This is a genomic window from Planctellipticum variicoloris (assembly GCF_030622045.1).
Classification (GTDB): Bacteria; Planctomycetota; Planctomycetia; order Planctomycetales; family Planctomycetaceae; genus Planctellipticum; species Planctellipticum variicoloris.
Genome location: NZ_CP130886.1, coordinates 5,104,100 through 5,127,310 on the forward strand (window position 1 = coordinate 5,104,100; position 23,211 = coordinate 5,127,310).

Consider the following 23,211-nt stretch of genomic DNA (forward strand, 5'->3'; position numbering starts at 1 on the left):
CTTTCCCGCACTTGGCCGACACAACTGGAAATGAGCAGGTTCGGACAGCTTCGGCCGGCCGGCACGATCGGCCTCGCCAGGGCCAAATGCTGGCGGTTTCTGAGGTTCCGACACGGGAAAGTCTTGCCGGGCGCGCCGCGCCACCCGTAGAATTCGAGCTGGGAGAAGTTTCCGGAAGCCGCCAGCAGCAACGATCATGCGGGCTGCGGAGGAGTTTCCGGACCGATCCCGCGCGAGAGCCGCGTCCCGACGCAACCTGCTCAGGGCAGTTGTCGATCTAGGGAGGCGGGGGAGTCTCGCCCCTCGGCGGAGCCGTCGTTACCAGTCGTTTCCGCGGCAATGGATTGCGGCGGCCGGTTTTATGCAGCACGGCATCCTGCTCATCGCCACGGCGGAGTGTTGATTTCATGGTCGCCAAAAAGTACCTCAGCCTCGAAGAAGCCGCCTCCGTTCTGGGCGTCACCACCGACGAATTGATTCGCAGTCGCGAACGGGGAGAGGTGCGGGGCTTTGCCGACCGTGGGACCTGGAAATTCAAGTCCGAAGACGTCGCCGAACTGAAGCGTCGGCGGCAGACCGATTCGAGCCCGGAAGTGCCGCTGCTTGATGACGAGGACGAAGCGGAAACCTTGATGGGGAATCCCCCGCTGCAGGAATTCGCGTCGTCAGTCTTCGATGAGGACGAGGGCGTCAACGAATCCGAAACAATTGTCCGCAAAGGATCGAAACCGGCTTCCGACAGCGACGTCCGGCTGGTCCTGGGCGATCCCAGCAGCCGGCTCAGCGGCAGCAGCGCCGATCTGCCCGTCATGTCCGGTCCCGGATCGGACAGCGACATCCGGCTGGTCGGGGAAGACTTGAGCCATATCGCTCCGCGCAGCGACAGCGATGTCAAACTGATTGGCTCCGGAGACTCCTCGAGCGAAGTCGAACTCATCGATTCCGACAGCGATGTGCGACTGACCGCCGGCAGCGACAGCGACGTCAAACTGGTCGATTCCACCGCCGGCGACAGCGGGATTTCGTTGGTTTCGAGCGGGTCGCTGTTTGATGACGACGACAGCATCACGCTCCCCGGCGACAGCGGCATTCGCCTCGCCGGCGACAGCGGGATCGGCACGCGCAGGCCGGCGGACAGCGGGATTTCGCTGGAAGGCTCGTCGAAATTCCTGGCGGGCGACAGCGGCCTGCGTCTGGGGGGCGACAGCAGCTTCAAACTGTCGGGCGGCTCCAATGCTCCGACGCTGCCCGACCTCGCAATGTCGGACGCCTCCGATGACGAATTCGGCGCGACCTCGGCCATGTTCTCTTTGAAAGAAGATGCCTCGGGCGGAACCGATGTTGAAGTTCCGCTGCTCGACGATGACGACACGTATAAAATTCCGTCGCTGGGCGGCGGCGGCCGGACCGGCGACACCAGCGTCATCATGTTCGACGACGAAGAGATGTCGGGCGAAGCGGGCTCCGCGGTTGAGCTCGACGACGACGACATTGATGAGATCGAAGTCGCCGAGGATGTGCTTGGCGAAGACGATGAGCTGGAAGACCTGGAAGTCTTCGGGGCCGACGACGAGGACTTCGACGACGATCTGGCCAGCGGCGCCAGCCATGCCGAGTTCGTCGCCGGCAACTACGGGATGAAGCTGCCGGCGCGCGAGGTCGAGTGGGGGGGCGGCACGTTCGCGCTGCTCGGCGTGTCGACCGTGGCGCTGATCCTGGCCACGGTGATGGGCGCCGACCTGCTGCAGTCGGTGTTTGCCGGCGGCCAGACGTACTCGGGACTCGCGGGAACCGTCGGCGGCATGCTGGGCAACTAACGCTCTGTCACGGCTTCGATTTCGGGTCGAGGGATTAGCGAGTAGGGAATAGCGAATAGCCAGAAAAAGACGAAACGAATTCGACACCTCTGGCTATTCCCTATTCCCTGTTCGCACTCTTGGAGCCCCCGAAGACACGGCCCTGACAGAGCACTCGCCGATCGGGTTGGTCATCCCGCGTCGCTGCCAGGGATCGCTCTGAACGCCGGCGTGTGTTCCGTGAAACGCAAGTTTCACGGGGCCGAAGCGGCATTCCATCGCCGCCGAATCAGCTATCCACGTCCAACCCAACTCTGAGTCGGCAGCGCCGCCGCCCCCGGCGGCTCGGCAGGAATTGCCGGTGGGTGTTGGGAGGGGGCTGTGAAACGGAAGTTTCGCGCGCTCCCGCGAAATTTCGCTCAAGTTCCCCTTGGCGACCGTCTCGGGCGTACTTATAACTCGCCCCGTCTGCCCCGGCTGGCCGGACCTGTGCGGGAACATTGGTCGGGCCGCGAAGGCTGCGGGCGGGCAGCGTCAGTTTTCATGTCAGTCTCTCTCGTCGCCTATTACTCGACCGATTGCGGGCCAACGCCTCGATAGCGGGGTTTGCACGTCGCCGTTCTGTTTCGGACTCAGCTCCGGGATGGTCTGGCGTCGGAGCAGCGGTTCGCCCAAGGAGTTCTCGATGGCTCTTTGCACACGGATGTGCCTCTGGAGCGTTGTCAGCCTGCTGGCAGTGGCCCAGGTGGGTTGCTGCTGCGGGGCTCGCCGGAATCAGTACCTGACGCAGGCTCAATTGCGGAATCAGCAGCTCTGGGCTCAGAACCGGGCGCTGTCGATGCAGCGCGACGGGTTCGGCGGGAATGTGGGGCAGCTCCAGCAGGAGAATGCCGCGCTCAAGCAGAACCTCGACCTGGCGAACCAGCGGTTGAACAACCTGGCGTCTTCCAACAATCAGTTGGAGCAGCGGGTGCAGGACATGCTGGTGAGCGCCAACCGGGGCAACAATCCGCTGTCCGACGATATGACCCGCAAGCTGGAAGAGTTGCGGCAGAAGTACCCGGAGTTCGAGTTCGACCCGCGGACCGGCGTCAGCAAGTTCCATACGGACCTGTTGTTCGAACTGGGGAGCGATCAGGTCCGACCGGACGCCATGCGGGTGCTGCAGGAGTTCGCTCAGATCATGAATCACGCGGACGCCAGTCACCTGAACGTCCTGGTCGTGGGGCACACCGACGACAAGCCGATTTCAAAGTCGACGACGCGGGCCAGACATCCGACGAACTGGCACCTGTCGACGGACCGGGCCGATTCGGTCGTGCTGGCGTTGAAGAAGTCCGGCATCGACGAGAAGCGGATGGGCGCCGCCGGGTATGGCATGTTCCAGCCGGTCGCACCGAACACGAACGACGCCAATCGTCAGAAGAATCGTCGGGTGGAGATCTTCGTCCTCGCTCCCGACGCGGTCGTCGCCGGCTGGGATCCGGCGGCCCACTCGACACGTTAGAACCACGTTTCTTCATCCGCCGCGCGGATGAGGAGACCTGCAGCAAGCAGGCTGTGATCCGCAGCCCTGCCCGCCGACCGTCCGGTTGCCAACCCCCCGCAACCAGGCGGTCGGTTCTTTTTGGCCCTGTGCTTTTGCGTTGTCGGGGCCACGTTTGTTTCCTCGTTCCCAGGCTCCCGCCTGGGAACGCCTTCTTCCGAGGCTCCGCCTCGTCTGCTGCGCAGGAACAGGGTATCAGGAGGACGCGGAGCGTCCGAAGACGGCATTCCCAGGCTCCGCCTGGGAACGAGAAGCCCCCCCCCAATCGCTCCGCAATCTGCTCCCTCCAATTCCGTGGCACGACGCACACGGGCGAAGCCAGGGCTGGCGGGCGATATCCATGTAGGCGTACACTGTGTTCCGTGGTTCTGTTTCGTCCGCCTGTCCCATGCGGGTTGCGTGCGATGACCGACTTCGCGGCTGCACCTGACGACCTGGCGTCCGATGTCGTTGACGCTCTTCGACTGACGCTCGTGCCGGGCATCGGCTCGCGGATGTATCAGTTGCTGGTGGATCGGTTCGGTTCGCCGGGGGCGGTTCTGGAAGCGTCGATTGCGCAGCTCCGCGAGGTTTCGGGCGTCGGACCGAAGCTGGCGATGGCGATCGTCGCCGAGGGAACCCCCGCGGCAGCCCGCGCCGAGTGGGAGCGTTGCCGGGCCGCCGGAGCGAGACTTTTGCTTCGCGGACGCCATGGCTATCCGCCGCCGCTGGATCGCATTCCCGACCCTCCCGGCGTGCTGTATTGCCGGGGGGATTGGCGGCCTGCCGATGAACTTGCGATCGGCATCGTCGGCTCCCGGCATTGTACCCCCTACGGGCGGCAGCAAGCCGAGCGCCTCGCCGGCGGGCTGGCCCGGGCCGGGATCACGATCGTCAGCGGCCTGGCGCGGGGGATCGACGGCGCTGCGCATCAGGGGGCGCTCGACGCCGGGGGCCGGACGCTCGCCGTGTGCGCGACGGGGCTGGGGACGATTTACCCGCCCGAGCACGCCGAGCTGGCCATCGACATCACGCACTCCGGTGCGCTGCTGTCGGAATCTCCGATGCTGCAGGCGCCGATCGCCGGGTTGTTTCCTCAACGGAACCGGATCATTTCCGGGCTGAGCATGGGGGTGATTGTCGTCGAGGCGCCCCGCTCGAGCGGGGCGCTGCATACCGCCCGGCATGCGATGGAGCAGAATCGCGAAGTTTTCGCGGTGCCGGGGCGGATCGATCACGAGGCCTGCCTGGGGTGCCTGGATCTCATTCGCGACGGCGCCACATTGATTCGCGGCGTCGACGACGTCCTGGCAGCACTCGGCCCGCTGACGAGGCCGGTGGCGGTCTCGGCCGAGGAGACGGTCCATCATCCGCAGGAACTGGTTCTCAATGAGCTGGAACGGTCGGTGCTGAATCTGATCTCCAGCGAAGCCCAGCCGGTGGACGCCGTTCTGCGGGCGTCGGCTCTGGAGGCTTCGCGGGTGCTTTCGACGTTGACGGTGCTGGAAATGCGCCGGCTGGTTCAGCGGCTGCCCGGCGGGCAGATCGTCAGGCGATAGCGTGGCGAATTGTGCGGAAGCCGCCATCTGCGCACGGCGGACGTCGTCGTCCGCCGATGGAAGCGTTTCCCGCTCGGCGGCGCGTCTGGATTTCCTCGTTCCCAGGCTCCCGCCCGGGAAGGCTGGTCTTGGACGCTCTGCGCCCACTTTCTGACTGGTATCCGTCCGAGGGAAGACGAGGCGGAGCCTCGGAAGAGGCATTCCCAGGCAGAGCCTGGGAACGAGGGAAGAATGCTGGATGAGAAGCTTACTTTAACACTGGAGATCGCAAATGGTTACGAGCGGCGATGTTGTGCGGGAGCTGGTGAAGCTGGTGGCGGTCGAGGGGCTGGGGAGGAGTGGTGGTGACGATGCCCGGTGTTCATCGTGATCGCCAGCAGCGCGGACCCTCTGCGAATTTCTGCGATCGAAGCCTGTGACGCGGTCAACGGGGCATTGCCCGGTTCTCAACGCGCGCAGCACCTCTCACGGCACCGTGGCCACATCCGCCGGCTTCGGAGCCGGCTTCTGCGCCTGCTGCCTGTCCCACTGCTGCCACTGGGAGTATCCGTAGTCGAGGAACTTCACGAATGTACCAGCCGTGCGAGCGGTTTCTGCTCCTTCGTAAGTTGCGAAGACCTTTTTCCCGTCCGGCGACACGACGGCATAGGCGGGCATCGTGACATCGCCGAACCATTCCTCCTGGAACTTGAGATTCTGTTCGCGGATTCTGCGTCCCACCTCGATATCAGGGATCTTGGGAATCGAGTCCGTATCGACGTAGAGCTGCACCCCGGCGAATTTACGGAGGCGGTCGCGCCATTCGGGCTGGGCCATCAGGTGCTCCATCTGCCGGCAGTTCACGCAGTTGATCCCCGTGAAGTCGATGAACAGCGGAAGCTGCTTTTCCTGGGCGTAGGGAATCATCTGATTCAGATTCAGCCCGAACGTCAGCCCGTGGTGCGTGATCTCCGGCCCCGGCACGTTGTCCGTATCTTCCTGGTGCAGATTCGGCGGCGCAAACGCCACGATCAGATTTCGGATGGCGCCCCCCCCTCCCACCTGCGGAGCGAACACGACCAGCGACAGCAGACCCGTCAGCCCGAGAAAGCTCATCGCCGTCACCAGCCGGAATACGGAGATCTTCTCCACCGGCGTATCGTGCGGCAGCCGGAACAGCCCCAGCAGATACAGCCCCGTCACCACCGCCAGAATCAGCCAGACCAGCAGCACGATCGTGTGGTCGAAGAAGACTTGCGCTGGGTCCGCGACGCTGAAGAACTTCACCGCCGCCCCGATCTCAATCAGCCCCATCACCACCTTGACCGTATTCATCCAGCCGCCGCTCTTCGGCAGCCCCTTCAGCAGCCGCGGCAGCAGCGCCAGCACGATGAACGGCGACGCGAACGCGGACCCGAACGCCGCCATCCCCACCACCGGCCAGAAAATTTCCCCCTGCGCCGCCGCCACCAGCAGCGAGCCGGCAAAGGCGAACGTGCAGGTGAAGCTGGTCAGCGTGAAGGTGAGCGCCATGAAGATCGCCCCCAGGTAGCCGCCGGCCGATTCGCGGGTAGCCGTCATGGTCAGCAGCGACGACGGAACCCGGATCTCATACATCCCCAGCATGTTCAAGCCGAACACGACAAACACCGTGCCGATGAACGCGTTGACCCAGAACCCGTTCGCCAGGGCGTTGAGCTGCGACGCCCCGAACACCGCCGCCACGCCGACGCCGATGATCGTGAACGTCAAAATGATCGTCCCGCCGTAAACCAGTGCCAGCAACACCGGACTGGAGTGCTGCTTCTCGCTCTGCTTCAGAAAGAAGCTGACGGTGATCGGGACCATCGGGAACACGCACGGCGTCAGCAGCGAGACGAATCCGAAGCCGATCGCCGTCAGAATGAACGGCAGCAGTCCCTTATCCTGCGGTTGCCCCTGACGGACCGGCTCGGTGACGGGAGCGGCCGCCGCCGGCGCTTCGCCCGGCTGGATCGGATCCGCTATCGCTTCCCGCGGCGGTTTTGAGAGCATTGGCGCACGCTGCGCAACGTACAAATCCACCGCGTGCGGCAACGCGAACGCAAACGTCCGGACCGGCAGGCAGCGACCTTCGATACACGTTTGCCAGGCGATTTCGCCCGACAGACCGTAGTTGGCGGGATCGGTGACCTCGTACTTCCGACTCCAGGTCACCGCCTTCTCGTGAATCTTCAGCGTCAGTCCCGCTTCTTCATGAACTGCCGACGGTGTCGAGGGCTGAAACGCCTCGTCGACCGCTTTCAGTCCGCGCAGGTTGTCCACAAAGATCTCGGTCGGCGTCCCGCCCGCTCCAACGTGGTCCAGTCCGAACGTGTGCCAGCCCTCGTCAAGCCGTGCCGTGATCGCCAGAGTCACAATCTCCCCGACCTTCGGGTTGGCCGGAGTCAGCGCGATCGCAAACTCGGTCGGATTGTCCTTGGCCTTCGCTTTGGTCGGGCGTTCCACGAACGAATAATGCAACGGCGCCGCCGAGGGCGTCGCTGTCGGAGCGGAAGCCCCGCCGACGACGGCGACCGTCTGGCTGAAGGCGAACGGTGGCCGGATCGGCACGCACATCCCCCCCTCGCCCGAACTGCAATACTGCCCCTCCAGCGTCCCTTTTACTTTCGCCTCGGTGACGCCGGCCAACACCCGGTACTTGCGCGACCACGTGACTTCGTCGAAAAACTTGGAGACATCGGTGCCGAACAGCGGCTCGAACGCCGTCTTGGCGGGATGGTCCGGCACGAACGCGGCGTCGATCGCTTCGAGCCCCGTTTCCTCGGTCTTGATGACCGTCTTGCCCCCAAAATCTCCGTCCGTGCCGTAGATGTAGTAATCCGGCGGCAGCTTGACCCGCACCCCCAGCGTCACCGTCTCCCCCGCTTTCGCTTCGGTCGGAGTCAGCGTCACGGTAAACTCAGGCTTGGCCCGGCTCTTCTTGCCGCGCGGCTGCAGCGAAAGATTGCCCAGATCAAAATCCTGCGCCAGCGTCATGCTGGAAATGAGCACCAGGCAGACAGTGCAGAGAATCCCACGGAGACTGCGGATCGCAGGCATGGCGTCACTTTCGAACTTCGGCCCGGAATGCCCGAGATCGCTGTGCGCGACCGGACCCTTCCCTGTTCATTCTACGTCGGACGGACGATCTCCGCAGACCGCCTCCGCCCCTCAACGCGTTCTCGATCCCAATATTCGCTCACCCCGCATGTTACAACAGTGAGTCAGATCACAGAAGCGGACCTTTCTTACCAGACGCAGGCCCCGATTCCCTCCGGAATCCGCCGCAACCCGCAACACGCCAGTCGCTTACGACTCGAAAGGATCAGCCTCGGTGCGATTTGACGCCTTCACCCCCGGCGCGCTGCGAACGATCCGGCGAAGCCTCTGGCTGGCCCGCCGGTCTCAGGACGTGGCCTGCCTGCCGGATCACCTGCTCCATGCCCTGTTCCTGGAAGAAAACCGGTCGCTGGAGTTTCTCGCCGCACGCGGCGTCACCGCAGCCACGCTGCAACTGGAACTCCCCGCCGAAATGGACCTCCCGGCCGACGAACCGCTGGAATTGCAGCTCTTCGACGAGCTGGCGCAGGTCATTCTCACTCAGGCCCGCAGCCAGGCGGTGGAATCCGGAACCCACGACCACGTCGGAACCGAACACCTCCTCTGGGCGCTGCTCCATACGCCGTCCGACGCCGCCAAACGCCTGGCAGACCTCGGGTTGCGCCCGGAAGAACTGTTCGCTCCCGCACCCCGCACACCCGATCTGAACGCGGAACCGCTGACGTCGGAGTCCCGCCTGGATCTCCGGGAAGCCACCCCCTCCGACGCCACCGAGACGTATCGGATTCTCGACGCAGCCGCCAATCGCGTCCGCGAAGGTCTCCGCGTCATCGAAGACTACGGCCGGTTCGGACTCGACGACAGCCTCCTGGCCCGCGAACTCAAGGAGCTCCGGCACGCCCTGACCGCGGCCCTCTCCCGGCTCCCCTCCCAGGCCCTGCTCGCGGCCCGCGACACCCTCGGCGATGTCGGCACCCGGATCAGCACCCAGGCCGAGTATCGCCGGTCGTCACCCGTAGTCGTCCTGCAGGCCGCGTGGAAGCGGGTCCAGGAGGCCCTCCGCTCGCTCGAAGAATACGGAAAAATCCTCGACGCCGACTTCTGCGGCCTGATTGAACAGCTCCGCTACCGCACCTATACCCTCGAAAAAGCCTTTCTGCTCTGCACGACCAACCGCGACCGCCTGGCCGGGCAGCAGCTCTATCTCCTGGTGACGCAAAACCTCTGCGACCACGGCGCCGGTCCCGCCATCCGGGGCGCCCTGGAAGCCGGCGTCCGCATCGTCCAGGTCCGCGAAAAGTCCCTCCGTGACCGCGAGCTCGTCGAATACGCCCGCCGCGTTCGACTCCTCACCCGCGAATTCGACGCCCTCCTCATCATGAACGACCGCCCCGATCTCGCGGTGCTGGTCGACGCCGACGGCGTCCACGTCGGGCAGGAAGAGCTTTCCGTCCACGACGCCCGACGGATCGTCGGCCCCGACCGACTGGTTGGCGTTTCCACCCATTCCATCGAACAGGCGCGGCAGGCCGTCCTCGACGGCGCCGACTATCTCGGCGTCGGGCCGACGTTTCCCTCCGGCACCAAGTCGTTTGTCGAATTTCCCGGCCTGGAATTCGTCCACGAAGTGGCCCGGGAAATTTCCCTCCCCTGGTTCGCGATCGGCGGCATCCACGGCGGAAACGTCCAGCAGGTGATCGGCGCGGGAGCCCGACGGGTCGCCGTCAGCGCCGCCATCTGCGGCGAATCGGTCCCGCGCGACGCCGCCGGCGAGCTCCTGGCCTGGCTCCGCGCCTGACGGAAATCCTTCCACCGGAACACAATGGCAGTTCCAGGCGGAAAATCGACGCCGCAAAAGCAATGCACTCTCCCCAGTACCCCTGGCTATCCCAGAATAGTTGCGAGCAACTTGGCAACCCGTCTTCCGGCATACGCCGGGTCCCGTTTATTATCTCCGTGATTCCGGGAAACGGTTGCAGACAGATCGGGGGGAAATCCCGATGGTCCTTACGGACGGTTGTAATCGGCCTGCCAGCAAGGATGCGATGGATGGTGCGGCTCGTCACGGCGGCCGGCATCAGGAGTGAGGCCCGTCGATGACGCACTTTTTCGAACGACGCGATCCGTGGGGCAACGGGTACGCCATGTGGGTCGTTCTGGCCCTCGTCTTTGTCGCGCCGCTCGCCTGGTGGTCCCTCAAGCAGACCCGGCTCGAAAACGACGTCGAGAACTGGCTTCCCGCCGCCGACCCCCAGCTTAAGGTTCTGCGCTGGGCGCGCGAGCAATTCCCCGTCGAAGAACGGATCTTCCTCACCTGGGACGACAGCTCCCTGGGCGACGCCCGCCTGTCCCGCCTCGTCGAGAAACTCGAAGGATTCACCGACGCCGAGGGGGTCAAACGCTCGGGTCTGATGCACGTGTCCGACGTCGTCGAACCGCGCGAAATCCTGCGAGCGATGCAGGAACACAGCATCGAACCGCGCGAAGCCGTCCGCCGCCTGGAAGGGACCGTCCTCGGAGCCGGCCCCTTGCGCCTGCAGCTCACCGATGCCGCCAAAACGCGCCTGCGGAAAGTGAAAGCCGAACTCGCCGCCGCCGCCAAATCGAAGTTCGGCATCGAACTCCGCTTTCATGACGCGCAGCCCAATCTGGCCGCCCTCGTCGCCGTCCCCCTCCCGGAAGGCGAAGAGTCCCGCGGGCACGGCGCACCCGCCGTATTGCGACCCGACGGGGAACTTTCGGACGAGACCTCGCTCGATCACGATCTCTCAGTCTCGTTCCGCGGCATGCGCTCCGGATCTCCGCTGACCCGCGAAGTCTCCGCCTGGCTCGAACAATCCACGCTCGGCGCCGACGACGGGACGACCGGCGCGGAAAAACTCATCTCGCGCTCCTTCTTCGTCCCCGGCGCCCCCGCGGCCGTCGCCGTCAGCCTCTCCGAAGTCGGCCTCGCCGAAAAACGCGAAGCAATCCTCGCCATCCGCGCGGCGGCTGAGGCCGTCGGAATTCCCCGCGATCAGTTGCGCCTCGGCGGCAGCGCCATCGCCGGCACCGAATTGAACGCCGAAGTCAAGCAGGCCGGGTGGGATAAGGCCCAGCCCCTGCACCTGTTTCATAAGCGGTCGGTGATTCTCACCTCGGCCCTGATCGGCGCGCTGATGGCCTTCTGCATGGTCCGCAACCTCCGACTGTCCGCCCTGATCCTCTTCGTCGCCTGGTTCACGCCGTTCCTCGCGGTTGCCCTGGTCCCTGTGACCGGGGGCTCGATGAATATGGTCCTCGTGGTGATGCCGTCGCTGCTGATGCTCCTGACCCTCTCGGGAGCCATCCATGTCGCCAACTACTGGAAACACGCCGCCCTGCACAATCCGGCCACCGCCGTCGTCGAAACCTGCAAAGTCTCCGCCGCCCCCTGCGGACTCGCCAGCCTGACGACCGCCATCGGCCTCGCCTCCCTGTGCACCAGCCCCCTTGCCCCCGTGCGCGACTTCGGCCTCTACGCCGCCATCGGCACGCTCCTGTCCCTCGGAATGGTCCTCTACGTCCTCCCCGCCCTGCTGCAGCTCTGGCCCGCCAGACCGCCCGCCCGCGAAGAAGTCGACAACACGGTCTGGCGAACCTTCGGCCGCGCCATGACCCACCGTCCGTCGCTCCAGGCCGCCGTCTTCCTGCTCGTCTGCGGCGTCGCCTCCTTCGGCCTCACCCGGTTCCGGACCGAGACCAAGGTCATCCGCTATTTCCCGGAGACCTCCCGCGTCGTCCAGGACTACCACTTCATCGAAGAAAACCTCGCCGGCATCGTCCCGGTCGAAGTCATCGTCCGCTTCGACGAGCAGGCTCAGGGAGAACAGAACTTCCTGCAGCGGATGGAAGTCGTCCGCGCCATCGAAGAAGCCTTCCGACAGTATTCCGAAGTCAGCGGCGCCATCTCCCTCGCCGACTTCCAGCCCGTCAGCGCCCCCCCGGAATCCGACTCGTTCCTGGCCGGCAAGCAGTACATCAAACGCGCCAACACCATCGAAGAGCGGATCCGCGAAGGACAGATCCCCGCCTCCCGCTCGTTCTACACCGTCGCCGCCCGGCCCCACGACCTCGACCAGCCCGGCGATCAGGGACTCAACCACCCGAAAGACGAGCTCTGGCGGATCAGCGCCCAGACCGCCGTCATGTCCGAAACCGAATACAGCCGCATTCTCAACGATCTCAATCAGCTCACCCGCAACATCCTTCGGCTGCACCCCGGCACCGAGCACGTCATCACCGGCGCCGTCCCCCTCTTCCTCCGAACCCAGGTCGCCGTCCTCGAAAGCCTCGTCTCCAGCTTCGGACTGGCTGCCGTGCTCATCCTCGCCGTCTTCGTCATCCGACTCCGCAGCCTCCCGGCCGCCATCGTCGCCATGATTCCCAACGTCGTGCCGATCACCGTCGTCTTCGGCGCCATCTCCTGGTTCGGACATCGCGTCGATATCGGCACCATGATCACCGCCTCCATCGCCCTCGGCATCGCGGTCGACGGAACCCTGCACTACCTCACCTGGTTCCAGAGCGGTCTGAAAATCGGCCATTCCAGGAATCAGGCCATCGCCGACGCCCTCATGCACTGCGGCCCGCCCATGTGGCAGACCAGCCTCGTGGTGGCGGGAGGGCTGCTCGTCCTCGCCCCGGCGGAACTGCTCCTGATCAGTCGCTTCGGCTGGCTGCTGTCGGCGATGATCTTCGTGGCCCTGCTCGCGGACATCATGCTCCTGCCGAACCTGCTCGCGTCACCCCTCGGCAAGCTGTTCGAGCCGCGCCTGGCGGCGAGCAAGGAACCGAAACCGGGCATCGCCGAGCCGGCCACCTCCGCGACTCCTTCGGCGGTCCCCGCGCCGCACCTGTCGTTTGAGGCCCCGGTGCGATCGTCGATCCGCCCGGAAGCCTGAGTCTCTCGCGACTTTCGCCCGAGGTTGCGAATGCGCAGGGCGAGAAGAACGGGGCCGGATCACTCCGATTTTGCCGCCTTCTTACCGCCCTTCTTGTTCGGTCCGCTCCCGGCCGGTCGCGGCGGGGGGGGATTGCGTTCAGCGACGGCTCGGAGCTCCGCCAGCTTCGCTTCCCAGCGGGCGGCCAGCTTTTCGACCTTCTCCGGAAAACCTTCCGCCAGATTCAGGGTTTCGCTCCGGTCGATCCCCAGATTGAACAGCTCCCACGGCTCGTTCCCCTCGCTGACCAGCTTCCAGTCTCCCACGCGGATCGCCCGGTTCCCGCTATGGAACCACCACAGATCCTCGTGCTGCGCCGCCCCATCCTCGGCAAACAACGGCGTCAGACTGTGACCCGGCAACGCCGGCTGCGGCTCATTCTGGAACACCTCCGGCAACGTCGCCCCTGTCACCTCCAGCACCGTCGGAACCACATCGATCAAATGCGCAGGCGTATGCCGCAGCTCCCCCCGACTCGTGATCCCATTCACCCAGCAGGCGATCAGCGGCGTCGAGATTCCCCCTTCATGCACGAAAATCTTCGAACGCCGCAACGGTGCATTCGCCAGATTCGCCCAGCCCGGTTCGAGGCACTGGTAGGTCGCCGCGGAACCGATGGGGGCCGTCGGATCGTGGCCATCGCCGCGCAGGATCTTTTCTGCGCTGGCGCCGTTGTCGCTCGCAAACAGAATCAACGTGTTGTCGAACGCATCCATCGCCAGAAGCTGATTGAGCACCCGCCCGATCTCACGGTCCATCCGGTCGACCATCGCGGCGTGGACTTCCATCCGCTGTTCCCACGCCCGCTGTTCCGCACCGGTCAGCTCGTCCCAGGCGGGGACGCCGGGAGTGCGATCGGAGAGTTCGCACTTCACCAGCCCCAGCTCTTTCATTCGCGTCAACCGATCTTCGCGGAGCGCATCCCAGCCGTGGCGGAACTTGCCGCGGTAGCGGGCGACGTCTTCGCGGAGAGCCTGCAGCGGGAAGTGTGGGCAGGTGAAGGCGACGTAGTGGAAGAACGGCGTTCCCGCATGCCGCTCCGCGTGCTCCTTCAGGCACTTCACCGCATGGTCTGCAATCGCCACGGTGGCGTAGTAACCGGAATCGGGTTCGACGGGGGGAAGCTGCACGTCGTCTTCGTAGTGGACCTTCGGGTTGAAGAATCGATCCTGATCCTGAACCCAGTACGAGTGGTCGAAGCCGTTCTCGACCGGCTTGCCGTCGACATGCCACTTCCCCGAGTGATAGCTGCGATAGCCGACCGACTTCAGCCGGGCGGGCAGGAGCTGCGCCCAGGGCTGCCGGACGCCTGCTCCGCCGGTGGGATAGGGGAGGTCGGGGACGGTATCGCGACGGACCTGCTGGGCGTAGTAGCCGGTCAGGAGCACCGCGCGGGAGGGCCAGCAGCGGGCGGTGTTGTAGAACTGCGTGAACCGCAGACCGCCGGCGGCGAGCTGGTCGAGGTTGGGCGTGGCAATCTCGCCGCCGTAGCAGCCGACATCGGAATAGCCCAGGTCATCGGCCAGAAAGACGACGACGTTGGGGCTGTCGGTCGCCGGAGCGGATGTCGTCAACCCGGCGATCAGTGCAGCGAGCAGGAGCCGGCAGAGGTGGGATGTCATGGGGCGGCCTGTCAGCAGAAAGAAAAAATGAACCACGAATGATCGTACCGGACGAAGGACGGCGCGTCAGCGAGCTGACGGCCGGAAACGGTGAGTCGAGCGTTCCACACGGGAACGCTGCGAACGGACTCAAGCCGAGTGCCGGGCCATCCGAATTGGAAGAAGTCGGGATTGCGCGGACTGGGTTGTCAACTCCGCGGAATCCCGGCCAATTGTTACAATAGAGAATGCGGGAAACTTTTCTCTGTCACCGCAGCGAGAATGCGCCTACAATCGGGGTGATTCGAGGCTCAGGGAGTTTTCTGCTGATGTCCGCCGCGTGGCTGCTGTCTGCTGCGATGCGTCTTGCGCTGGCCGCCTGCCTGGCGGTTCCGGCGTGGGCCTCGCGCGACTGCTGCTGCTCCCGGCAGACGGCCCTGGCCGCCGGCAAATCCTGCTGCGGTGCTGCCGCGCCGGAGTCGAAGCCGCTCCCTCCCTGCTGCGCAAAACGCCTGGCCGGGCGGCAGAAGACGAGCGGGCCGCAGGTCGCCTCGCACCACCGCTGCTCCTGCGAAAGACACTCAGCCGCCGCCACTCCCTCCGTCCCCCCGCGTACTCCCGCCGCAGCCCCGTCCACCGACGCGGAGCTCCTGGCCGCCGCTCCCCTCCTCTGGCTGGCGATGCCCGCCGAGAACGACGCCGCGACATTTCGCCCCGGCGTCGCCAGCGAGCCCGATGCCGCCCCCTGGGGCGCCGCCCTCTGCCTGACCTGCTGCCGCTGGAACGTCTAACCGTTCTCCGCCGCGCCCGTCTGTCTCTGTGAGCGCGGCCTCTGGCCCCTGACCCCGTCGGCCCACCAAGCCGTCTCGCGGTCGGCCCCCTGCCTGGTGCTTCCGCATTCCGTCTGTTGCGGAATGCCTTCCGAACTCTGGAGTCTGCGGCGGGGCGGGAAGGTCCCGAACCGATTCCGCAGACTCAGATCCCGCCTCTTGCGTTGTGGAGTTTCCCCATGTCTCTGCGTCTTCTGAGTCTTGCTGCTGTTGTCGCCCTGGTCGGAGCCTTCTCGCTGAATGCCGCCGACGAGAAGAAGGAATCGAAGGCGATGTGCCCGGTGTCGGGCAAGGCCATCGATATGTCCAAGTCGGTCGCCTACAAGGGAGCCAAGGTCTACTTCTGCTGCGGCAACTGCCCGGGCGCGTTCGAGAAGGATACGGCCAAGTTCGCCACCAAGGCCAATCATCAACTCGTCGTGACCGAACAGTTCAAGGAAGTGAAGTGCCCGCTGTCCGGCGCGAAGCTGAATCCGGAAGCGACCGTCGAAGTCGCCGGCACGAAGGTCGCCTTCTGCTGCGACAAGTGCCAGGGCAAGGTGGCCGCCGCCAAGGGCGAAGAACAGCTCAACCTGGTCTTCGGCGACACGGCGTTCGCGAAGGGTTATGAGATCGCCAAGAAGAAGTAATCGCAATCTTCCTCTCGTTCCCAGGCTCCCGCCTGGGAACGCCCTCTTCCGCGGCTCCGCCTCGTCTTCCCTGGGACGAATCCCAGTCAAAAGGAGGACGCAGAGCGTCCAATCGGGTAGGAGGCGGGGTTGCCCCCGCCGTCCTCCCACACCACCGGACGTACTCATCGTATCCGGCGGTTTCCGTTAATGTTGGAGCCGTAAGTATCTTTCCAGAGGATCGACCAGTCCCAGAGATTGGAACCAGGCGTTGCTCATGCCTTGCTGGGCAGCGGGGGTGTGAGCCATCCGCCACCAGCCTTTGCCGCTCGCCGCCGTCGTCCAGCAACGGTTCCAGGGAACACCCAGATCGTGCAGGAAGTCGGTGATCGATTTGGCCCGCTTCCGCTGTTTCAGTCGCACGCACCGCAGTTTCCGCCGAACCCAACCGCCCAGTTCTGCCAGAGCGGACCGCGCTTTCGCATGGCGAAAGTACGTCACCCAGCCTGTCAGGAAGGAGTTGAGTTCCTGGATCTGTTGGTCAAGGCTGACGCCTCGGTTGCGACGAGTGATTTCGCGGACGCGATCCTGCGCACGCTCCAGACTTTTCGGGGCGATGGTCAGCGTGCCGTCGGGCAGGAGCCGATGTCCCAGGAACTTCCGTTCCTGCACGGGAGCCACCGCACTCTTCGCCGGATTGACTCGCAGTCGCAAGCGCCCTTCCAGGAACTGTGTCACTGTCGAAAGCACTCGTTCTCCCGCTGCCTGCGACCGCACGTAGATATTGCAGTCGTCGGCGTACCGACAGAACTTGTGTCCCCGCCGTTCGAGTTCCTGGTCCAAATCGTCCAGGAGCAGGTTCGCCAGCAAGGGGGATAACGGTCCCCCTTGAGGCGTCCCCTCGTGTCGTTCGATACACACGCCGTGCTGCAGCAACCCCGCTTCCAGGAAGCGGCGGATGATCCGCAGTAGACGCGGGTCGGCAATCCGACGAGCCAGACGCGACATCAGGATGTCGTGATTGACGCGGTCGAAGAACTTCTCCAGGTCGAGGTCCACCACGATGGTGCGGCCCTCCGCCACATAGCGACTGGCTTGCGCCAGTGCCTGGTGCGCCCCGCGTCCCGCGCGAAAGCCAAAACTTGACGCTGAGAATGTCGGGTCCAGGAGTCGTTCCAACACTTGCAGGATGGCCTGTTGCACCAGACGGTCCACCACGGTCGGGATGCCCAATTGTCGCACCCCGCCCCCGGGCTTCGGGATTTCCACCCCACGGACCGGTTGTGGTTGATAGGTTCCGTCCAACAGACAGGCAATGAGCGCCGTCTTGTGTTCGGCGATCCAGGTCTTCAGATGCTGGACAGTCATCCCGTCCCCTCCCGGAGCCCCCTTGTTCGCCAGCACGCGGCGGTACGCTCGGTTCAAATTCTCACGGCTGGTCACCTCCTCCATCAGACTTGCGGTCAAGGCTCGTGCTGGGGTCAACGCCGTGAGCGATTGCCGCTCCTCGCACCGAACAGGTTGGATGCCGTCCTCGCCGTTCTGGCCGGGGCGCAGAAACTCCTCCGCACCTTCGAAGTCGAAGGTCCGCTGGTATTCTCCGCCTTGCTGCTGCTCCACGCTCATCGAGTCGTTCCCGACTGCTCCTTGCATCAACGAATTCGGTCCTTCGTGCTGGCGGGGCGATCTTGCGGTCCCTGGCTGTTTCTGCCCTTTAGGGTCAGTGTCTCGACCGAGCGGATCGACGGCCCAACACTACTACGACCTCGGCTGACTTCTCCCACCCCATCTCCACACGTTGCCGCATGAATAGCGAAGATCGCCTTCGCAGAGCAGGAGACCTCCCAGGTTAAGCCTTGAATCTTTCCCTCGGGCCCCGCCGGATCTACCGCTCACACGTCCGAGTGACTATCGGGCGTCCGCGTCCATTGCCGCGTTACCCCGTGTGAACGGCCTTGTATCCGATTTCTGTACGTCGAGTCCGAGTTTTGGCATCGGTTCCCTTCAGATTTCGCCTCGCGACGAACACCCTGACCTAGCCTCGCGGTTCCGGTCACAACGGCCCGCAGAGAACTTGCATCTCCGAGATTCAAAACATGCCTGGCAAACAAACCAGCATTCCCAGGCAGAGCCAGGGAATGAGCAAAACCGCCAGCACGAGCCCCGTAGCCACCAGGCCGCGGGGCTCGTGGCCTTCACCCCCTCCTTCGTTCCGAGGCTCCACGTCGTCTGCCACTTGACGGATTCGAGTGAGTCAGAAAGAGGACGCAGAGCGTCCAAAGAAGCATTCCCAGGCGGAGCCTCGGAACGAGGGAAATCTCCTCACCAGGTATATCGCAGCGTCGCACTGGTCGCAGCGCGCCACTGGCGGCTCGTCCCAGTGCCGCCCCTCAACCATTCTCGACGCCTCTTCGGCCCCGTTGGGGTTCAGGATGCGGACCGACCCGTTTTAACGATTACGGCGTCCGCATTGCGACCACTCATTCGCGACCGCCCTGCCGGTTTCCAGAGTGGATTGCGGCGTGCCTCGAAGACTCGGATCACCCTGGTATCGACCTGAAATTTCCAAGGTTCCCGGCGGGGCTGCTTGGCCTACTTCCACTGGCAGGCGGTCAGGCCTTTCAGGTCGCGGATGAAGAGCTCGTGGCCAGCGACGGCGAGGTGGGCCCAGGTGGAGTCGTCGGTGAGGTGGACTTCGTCGAGCAGATCGAACTTTTCCGGCGTCGCGCGGATGAGGCGCAGGTCGCCGGTTTCGTCGAGGGCGAGGATGCGGTCCCCCTGGACGACGAGGCTCCAGTATTTCCCGAACGGCGTGCTGACCCAGGCTTCCTTGCCGGTCGCCAGGTCGATGCAGGCGAAGCGCTGATTTCGCAGGTGCAGGTAGGCGTGGCCGCCGATGATCACCGGCGTCGACATGTAGCCCTGGACTTTGTTTTTCCAGACCTGCGAGACGGCGGCGTCGGTCGGGTCGACTGCGAACAGGAACGAGCCGCCGCCGTAGCTGCTGGTGAAGAGCTGATTCTCGTACCGGGTCGGCGTGACGATGTTCATGCCGCGGAAGGCTTCGACGGGAGTTGACCAGAGGACCTTGCCGCTTTCGGGTTCGACGCCGGCGAGTTTTTCGCGAGTCTGGACCAGCAACTGGGGTTGTCCGTTGAGGGTGGTGAGGATCGGCGAGGAGAAGGCGCTGCCGTTCATGCCGCCGCCGTCATCGAGGGTTCGCCAGAGGACTTTCCCCGTCCGTTTGTCGAGCTTCACGAATCCACCCCCCGCCTGGACGTAGAGGACGTCGTCAACGACGAGGGGGGAGCAGACGAAGCCGAAGGCGGGGAGCGGCGACTTGAAGACCTCGGCGAAGTCGAGGCGCCAGCGTTCGGACCCGGTGGCGGCGTCGAGGCAGACGAGCAGGTCGCGCATGCCGCCGACGTAGAGGGATTCGCCGTCGCAGGCGGGGGTGGAGCGGATCCAGTCGCCGTTGGATTTGGCGAAGAAGGGGACGCTCAGGGCGCCGGTCCAGGAGACTTCCCAGAGTTTCTGGCCGGTTGCCCGGTCGAGGGCCTGAACGTGCTCGGTCTTCGCGTTGCGGGTTTCGGTGGTATAGACGCGGTCGCCGACGACGATCGGTCCGGAATAGCTGGGACCGAGTTCGGCTCGCCAGGTCCGGGTCAGTCGGCCGCCCGAGATCTTCTCGGGCCAGGCGGGTCCGGCGACGGTTCCGTCGCGGGCCGGGCCGCGCCACTGCGGCCACGAGTTTTCGACAGCGTCGGCCGCAAAGGCAGACGTCGGCAACAGGACCAGGGCGCCGGTCAGGAGGAGCGATTTCGCGAGCATGGCGAATTTTCCCGGGACGTGGAGGCTGGATTCAGGGTGTGGCGTCGCTGAGCAGCGCGGGGGGACCGGCTGCGGCGAGCCAGGTTTCGGCGAAGGATTCGAGCTGCTGCATGTTCTCGCAAAACGTTGTGAAGCGGATCTGCCGGCGGAGGGACTCGTCGAGCGCCTGGCCGCCGATCACGAGGGGGACGCCGGCGTCGTGGGTGGCCTGGGCGACGAGGGCGTAGTCGTGGAGGAACCGGTCCGGATCGGGAATGGTGCTGATGCTAAGCCAGACGAGGGCGGGTCGATGCTTGAGGATGGCGGCGGAATAGGACTCGGCGGGGAGGTTGGTTCCGAGCGAGAAGGCCCGCCAGCGGCATTCGAGGAGGACGAGTTCGACCATGGAGGTGGGGATGCGGTATTCGTCGCCGGCGAGGGTGCCGCCCAACGCGACGGGCTGCAGGGGATCGATGAGGTTCCAGGCGAGTCGGAGCTCGTGGAGGATGCGCTGGGCAATTTCGCAGGCGGTGCGTTCTTCGAAGGGGGCGATTTCGCTGCGGACCCAGCAGGCGCCGATTTCCTGGAAGGCCGGCTGGACGACGTAGTCGAAGATGGTGGCGAGTCGGTGTCCGGCGAGATAGAGGTCGAAGAGGATGCGACGGGCGAGTTCGTCGTTGGGTTCGAGGAGGGCGCCGAGGAGCTCTTCGGCGGCCCGGGAGAGTGAGCGGGGGGTCTGGCCGCAGCGGGGGGGGAGCCCGAGTAGCTCGGGCTGGACGAGGGTTTGTCCGGTTTCCTGGAGGAACTTGAGGACGCCGTTGAGGGGGAGCCGGCGGTGTCCGCCGACGGTGCGGACGGTGGGGAGCGCCCCCCGATCGCACCAGCGTTTGAGCGAGGATTCGCTGACGCCGATGGCCTGGGCGACCTGCTTCGGAGTGAGAAGTTCACGGGGAGTCACGAGAGTCTCGCGGGATCGACAACTCGTTTGGCGGAGACGAGTTTGAAAATATCGGCGAGAAATTCTAGGCGGGAGGGGGCTGTCGGCCAGTGCGCGATTCCGGGGGCTTCCGGAATGGGGTGCGGGGGCGAGGCGGTTCCCGCCCGATGGTCGGGCAGGGGTGCGCGGGAAGTTGACAGCGAGGTCGCGGAGAGGCCGGGGGGGCGGTCTGGCGGGGCAAGCGTCGAGGAGCGAGAAGACGCTGCAACGGTTGTTCTGGAAGCCGGTTATGGCAATTGAGCGGATCGGCGGGCGTCGTGTTTGCGATGAGTCTGGTACGGCGGTTGCTGCTCTTGGAGGTCGCCTGCCTGCGCAGCGACGGCTGCGCGGGGACTCAAAGATGACTGCTGACCCGTGGGTTTCGACCTTGAGGCGACCGCCCCGGACTGTCGTGCGAAGTCCACCTCGCGGACTTCGTCCCCTGCCGACAGTTCGGGGCGGCTCTGTCTGGCTGTCGCATGCGTCATTTTTTGCGGCTGACTCGGCCTCTTCGGAAACGGGGCCTAGAATGTCAGCATCCGGGACGGAACCGCGTTCGGTTCAGTTCCACGTCACCACTGAGTCAGGAGGCGCCTCGATGCATCGCACGCAGATCGATATTCCGGAAGAGAAACGCCTGGAAGTGATTCGAATTCTCAGCCTGCGGCTGGCGGAGGCGATCGATCTGGGTCTGCAGACGAAGCAGGCCCACTGGAACGTGAAGGGGCCGTCGTTCATTGCGCTGCACGAGCTGTTCGATTCGGTGGCGGAGATCGTCGAAGAGCAGACTGACGAGATTGCGGAGCGGATTGCCGCGCTGGGGGGGATTGCGGAGGGGACGCTGGCGGCGGTCAGTTCGCGGACGCAATTGCCGGCCTACGACCTGACGCTGTCGACGGGGAAGGGACATGTGAAGGCGCTGTCGGCGGCGCTGGCGGCGTTTGGTAAGGGGGTCCGGGCGGATATCGATACGACGGATGAGCTGGGGGACGCCGTGACGGCGGACTTGTTCACGGGCGTGGCGCGCGAGATCGACAAGCAGCTCTGGTTCGTGGAGGCGCACCTGCAGGCGGAGGCGTAGCGGAAAAGTTCCGGCGTCGAGTGATCCGTTCGGTGCTGCCGGCGTTGTCCGAGGCGGAACGGCGAAACGGCCTGGTATTGCTCGAAATCGGGACGAATCTACACGATGCTCTGTGATTCCTGCGGCGCACCGCTGCCTGTCGGAACGCTGGTTTGCGAGCACTGCGGCCGGCAGGCTGTTCCGTCCGGGCCGGCGGCGCGGTCGCGGGGGAGCGTTCCCAAGCCGGCGGCACTCCGGATTACGGACGACGGTTGGAGTTACGAGCTGTCGTGGCGGTGGTTTCGGCCGGTGCACGTGTTTCTGGTCTTCTTCTGCGTTGTGTGGGACAGTTTTCTGGTGTTCTGGTATGCGATGGCGCTCGGCGGAGGGCCGCCGTTTCCGTTCAATCTGATCATGATCCTGTTTCCGATCGCGCATGTGGCGGTCGGAGTCGGTCTGACATGGTACACACTGTGCGGCTTCTTGAATTGGACGGTGGTGACGGTCCGGAACCACGAGCTGACGGTGCGCCACGAGCCGCTCCCGTGGCCGGGTCACCTGACGCTCGACGCCGGGGAGATCCGGCAGTTCTTTGTTCGAGAGAAAGTCAGCCACGGCAAGAACGGGACGTCAGTAACGTACGACGTTGAGGTGGTTGAGTCGGCGGGGACGAGCCGGAAGCTGGTAACGGGACTGGATTCTGCAGAGCTGGCGCTGGCGATCGAGCAGGGGTTGGAGCAGCACCTCAGGATCGTCGACGAGGGAGTGGCGGGCGAGGTGTCGCGCTGATCGCGGCGGATGCGTTTCTGGTTTCGCCGGGCCGGTTGCGTGCTGCGGCTGAGTCGAATTCGTCGGGGCGATGGAATGCGGATCGGGGTGTTTGCCGACAGTCACGACCATCTGGACTACATCCGCAGGGCGGTGGAGGTGTTCAATGCGGAGGCGTGCGAGCTGGTGCTGTTTGCGGGGGACTTCGTTTCGTCGATCGCGATCCCGCCGTTGCGGCAGCTCCGCTGCCCGGTTGTGGCGTGCTATGGGGACAACGAAGGAAACAAGCCCGGCGTGGCGGCGGGGATGCGGATCATCGGCGAGCTGGGGGAGCCGCCCTTCGGCTATCGGGCGGCGGACGGCACGCGGATTCTGCTCACGCATATGCTGGCTCATCTGCGGGAAGAGCCGGGTGAGTTCGACGTCTGCGTCTACGCTCACACCCACAAGGCACGAGTGCATTGGGACTCGTCCGGCCGGTTGTTTGTGAACCCGGGCGAAACGAGCGGCTGGACGTACCGGAAGCCGTCGGTAGCGATTCTGGAGACGCGGCCGCTCGATGCGCGGATTGTTGCGCTGTGTGAGGGCATCGTCACCATGTAGGGTCCGCTGTGAGGACCGGTACGTCGGAATTCGATTGCCAACCCGGACGGTCCG

At 64.8% G+C, this 23,211-nt stretch carries 15 protein-coding genes; 10 read left to right on the plus strand and 5 right to left on the minus strand.

Features of this window, described 5'->3' with window-relative positions; all coding sequences use genetic code 11:
• Window positions 1–407: 407 nt before the first annotated feature.
• From SH412_RS19850 to dprA, 3 genes are all read left to right on the plus strand, one after another.
• Window positions 408–1,817, plus strand: coding sequence for a hypothetical protein (locus SH412_RS19850; RefSeq protein ID WP_336519756.1), 1,410 nt, complete (start codon window positions 408–410; stop codon window positions 1,815–1,817).
• 664 nt (window positions 1,818–2,481) lie between these two features.
• Entirely contained in the window at window positions 2,482–3,303 is an 822-nt protein-coding gene (locus SH412_RS19855; protein WP_336519757.1) for an OmpA/MotB family protein, read from the plus strand.
• A gap of 443 nt (window positions 3,304–3,746) precedes the next feature.
• Window positions 3,747–4,880 carry a DNA-processing protein DprA gene (gene dprA, locus SH412_RS19860; RefSeq protein WP_336519758.1) on the plus strand — a complete coding sequence of 378 codons (1,134 nt, stop codon included), beginning with the start codon at window positions 3,747–3,749 and terminating at the stop codon, window positions 4,878–4,880.
• Window positions 4,881–5,345: 465 nt separating this feature from the next.
• Here the strand turns inward: dprA and SH412_RS19865 are convergent, their stop codons facing one another.
• A complete protein-coding gene (locus tag SH412_RS19865) occupies window positions 5,346–7,940 on the minus strand; it encodes a protein-disulfide reductase DsbD family protein (protein WP_336519759.1) in 2,595 nt (864 codons plus the stop codon).
• 274 nt (window positions 7,941–8,214) lie between these two features.
• On the opposite strand from SH412_RS19865, the gene SH412_RS19870 reads away from it, so the two are divergent.
• Together SH412_RS19870 and SH412_RS19875 are read left to right on the plus strand one after the other, a co-directional pair.
• Window positions 8,215–9,738, plus strand: a complete 1,524-nt coding sequence (locus tag SH412_RS19870; protein WP_336519760.1) for a thiamine phosphate synthase — start codon at window positions 8,215–8,217, stop codon at window positions 9,736–9,738.
• Window positions 9,739–10,036: 298 nt separating this feature from the next.
• Window positions 10,037–12,862, plus strand: coding sequence for an efflux RND transporter permease subunit (locus tag SH412_RS19875; protein ID WP_336519761.1), 2,826 nt, complete (start codon window positions 10,037–10,039; stop codon window positions 12,860–12,862).
• A 59-nt stretch (window positions 12,863–12,921) separates the two neighbouring features.
• On the opposite strand, the gene SH412_RS19880 is transcribed toward SH412_RS19875, so the two are convergent.
• Complete coding sequence (locus tag SH412_RS19880) at window positions 12,922–14,523, minus strand: arylsulfatase (protein WP_336519762.1); 1,602 nt, start codon at window positions 14,521–14,523, stop codon at window positions 12,922–12,924.
• A gap of 308 nt (window positions 14,524–14,831) precedes the next feature.
• Between SH412_RS19880 and SH412_RS19885 the strand changes: the two genes are divergently transcribed.
• Together SH412_RS19885 and SH412_RS19890 are read left to right on the plus strand one after the other, a co-directional pair.
• Complete coding sequence (locus SH412_RS19885; protein WP_336519763.1) at window positions 14,832–15,293, plus strand: hypothetical protein; 462 nt, start codon at window positions 14,832–14,834, stop codon at window positions 15,291–15,293.
• Window positions 15,294–15,511: 218 nt separating this feature from the next.
• Window positions 15,512–15,961 (plus strand): hypothetical protein, encoded by a 450-nt coding sequence (locus tag SH412_RS19890; protein ID WP_336519764.1) that lies wholly within the window; start codon window positions 15,512–15,514, stop codon window positions 15,959–15,961.
• Between the two features lie 186 nt (window positions 15,962–16,147).
• Here the strand turns inward: SH412_RS19890 and ltrA are convergent, their stop codons facing one another.
• The 3 genes from ltrA to SH412_RS19905 all read right to left on the minus strand — a co-directional run bounded on the left by ltrA (window position 16,148) and on the right by SH412_RS19905 (window position 20,708).
• Complete coding sequence (gene ltrA / locus SH412_RS19895; protein WP_336519765.1) at window positions 16,148–17,566, minus strand: group II intron reverse transcriptase/maturase; 1,419 nt, start codon at window positions 17,564–17,566, stop codon at window positions 16,148–16,150.
• A gap of 966 nt (window positions 17,567–18,532) precedes the next feature.
• A complete protein-coding gene (locus tag SH412_RS19900) occupies window positions 18,533–19,771 on the minus strand; it encodes a PQQ-binding-like beta-propeller repeat protein (RefSeq protein WP_336519766.1) in 1,239 nt (412 codons plus the stop codon).
• 31 nt (window positions 19,772–19,802) lie between these two features.
• Window positions 19,803–20,708: a helix-turn-helix domain-containing protein gene (locus tag SH412_RS19905; protein WP_336519767.1), complete on the minus strand. Its 906-nt coding sequence runs from the start codon at window positions 20,706–20,708 to the stop codon at window positions 19,803–19,805.
• A 616-nt stretch (window positions 20,709–21,324) separates the two neighbouring features.
• On the opposite strand from SH412_RS19905, the gene dps reads away from it, so the two are divergent.
• The 3 genes from dps to SH412_RS19920 all read left to right on the plus strand — a co-directional run bounded on the left by dps (window position 21,325) and on the right by SH412_RS19920 (window position 23,157).
• Complete coding sequence (gene dps, locus SH412_RS19910) at window positions 21,325–21,807, plus strand: DNA starvation/stationary phase protection protein Dps (protein WP_336519768.1); 483 nt, start codon at window positions 21,325–21,327, stop codon at window positions 21,805–21,807.
• A 105-nt stretch (window positions 21,808–21,912) separates the two neighbouring features.
• Window positions 21,913–22,575: a hypothetical protein gene (locus SH412_RS19915; RefSeq protein ID WP_336519769.1), complete on the plus strand. Its 663-nt coding sequence runs from the start codon at window positions 21,913–21,915 to the stop codon at window positions 22,573–22,575.
• A 9-nt stretch (window positions 22,576–22,584) separates the two neighbouring features.
• Window positions 22,585–23,157, plus strand: a complete 573-nt coding sequence (locus SH412_RS19920; RefSeq protein WP_336519770.1) for a YfcE family phosphodiesterase — start codon at window positions 22,585–22,587, stop codon at window positions 23,155–23,157.
• The last annotated feature ends 54 nt before the right edge of the window (window positions 23,158–23,211 follow it).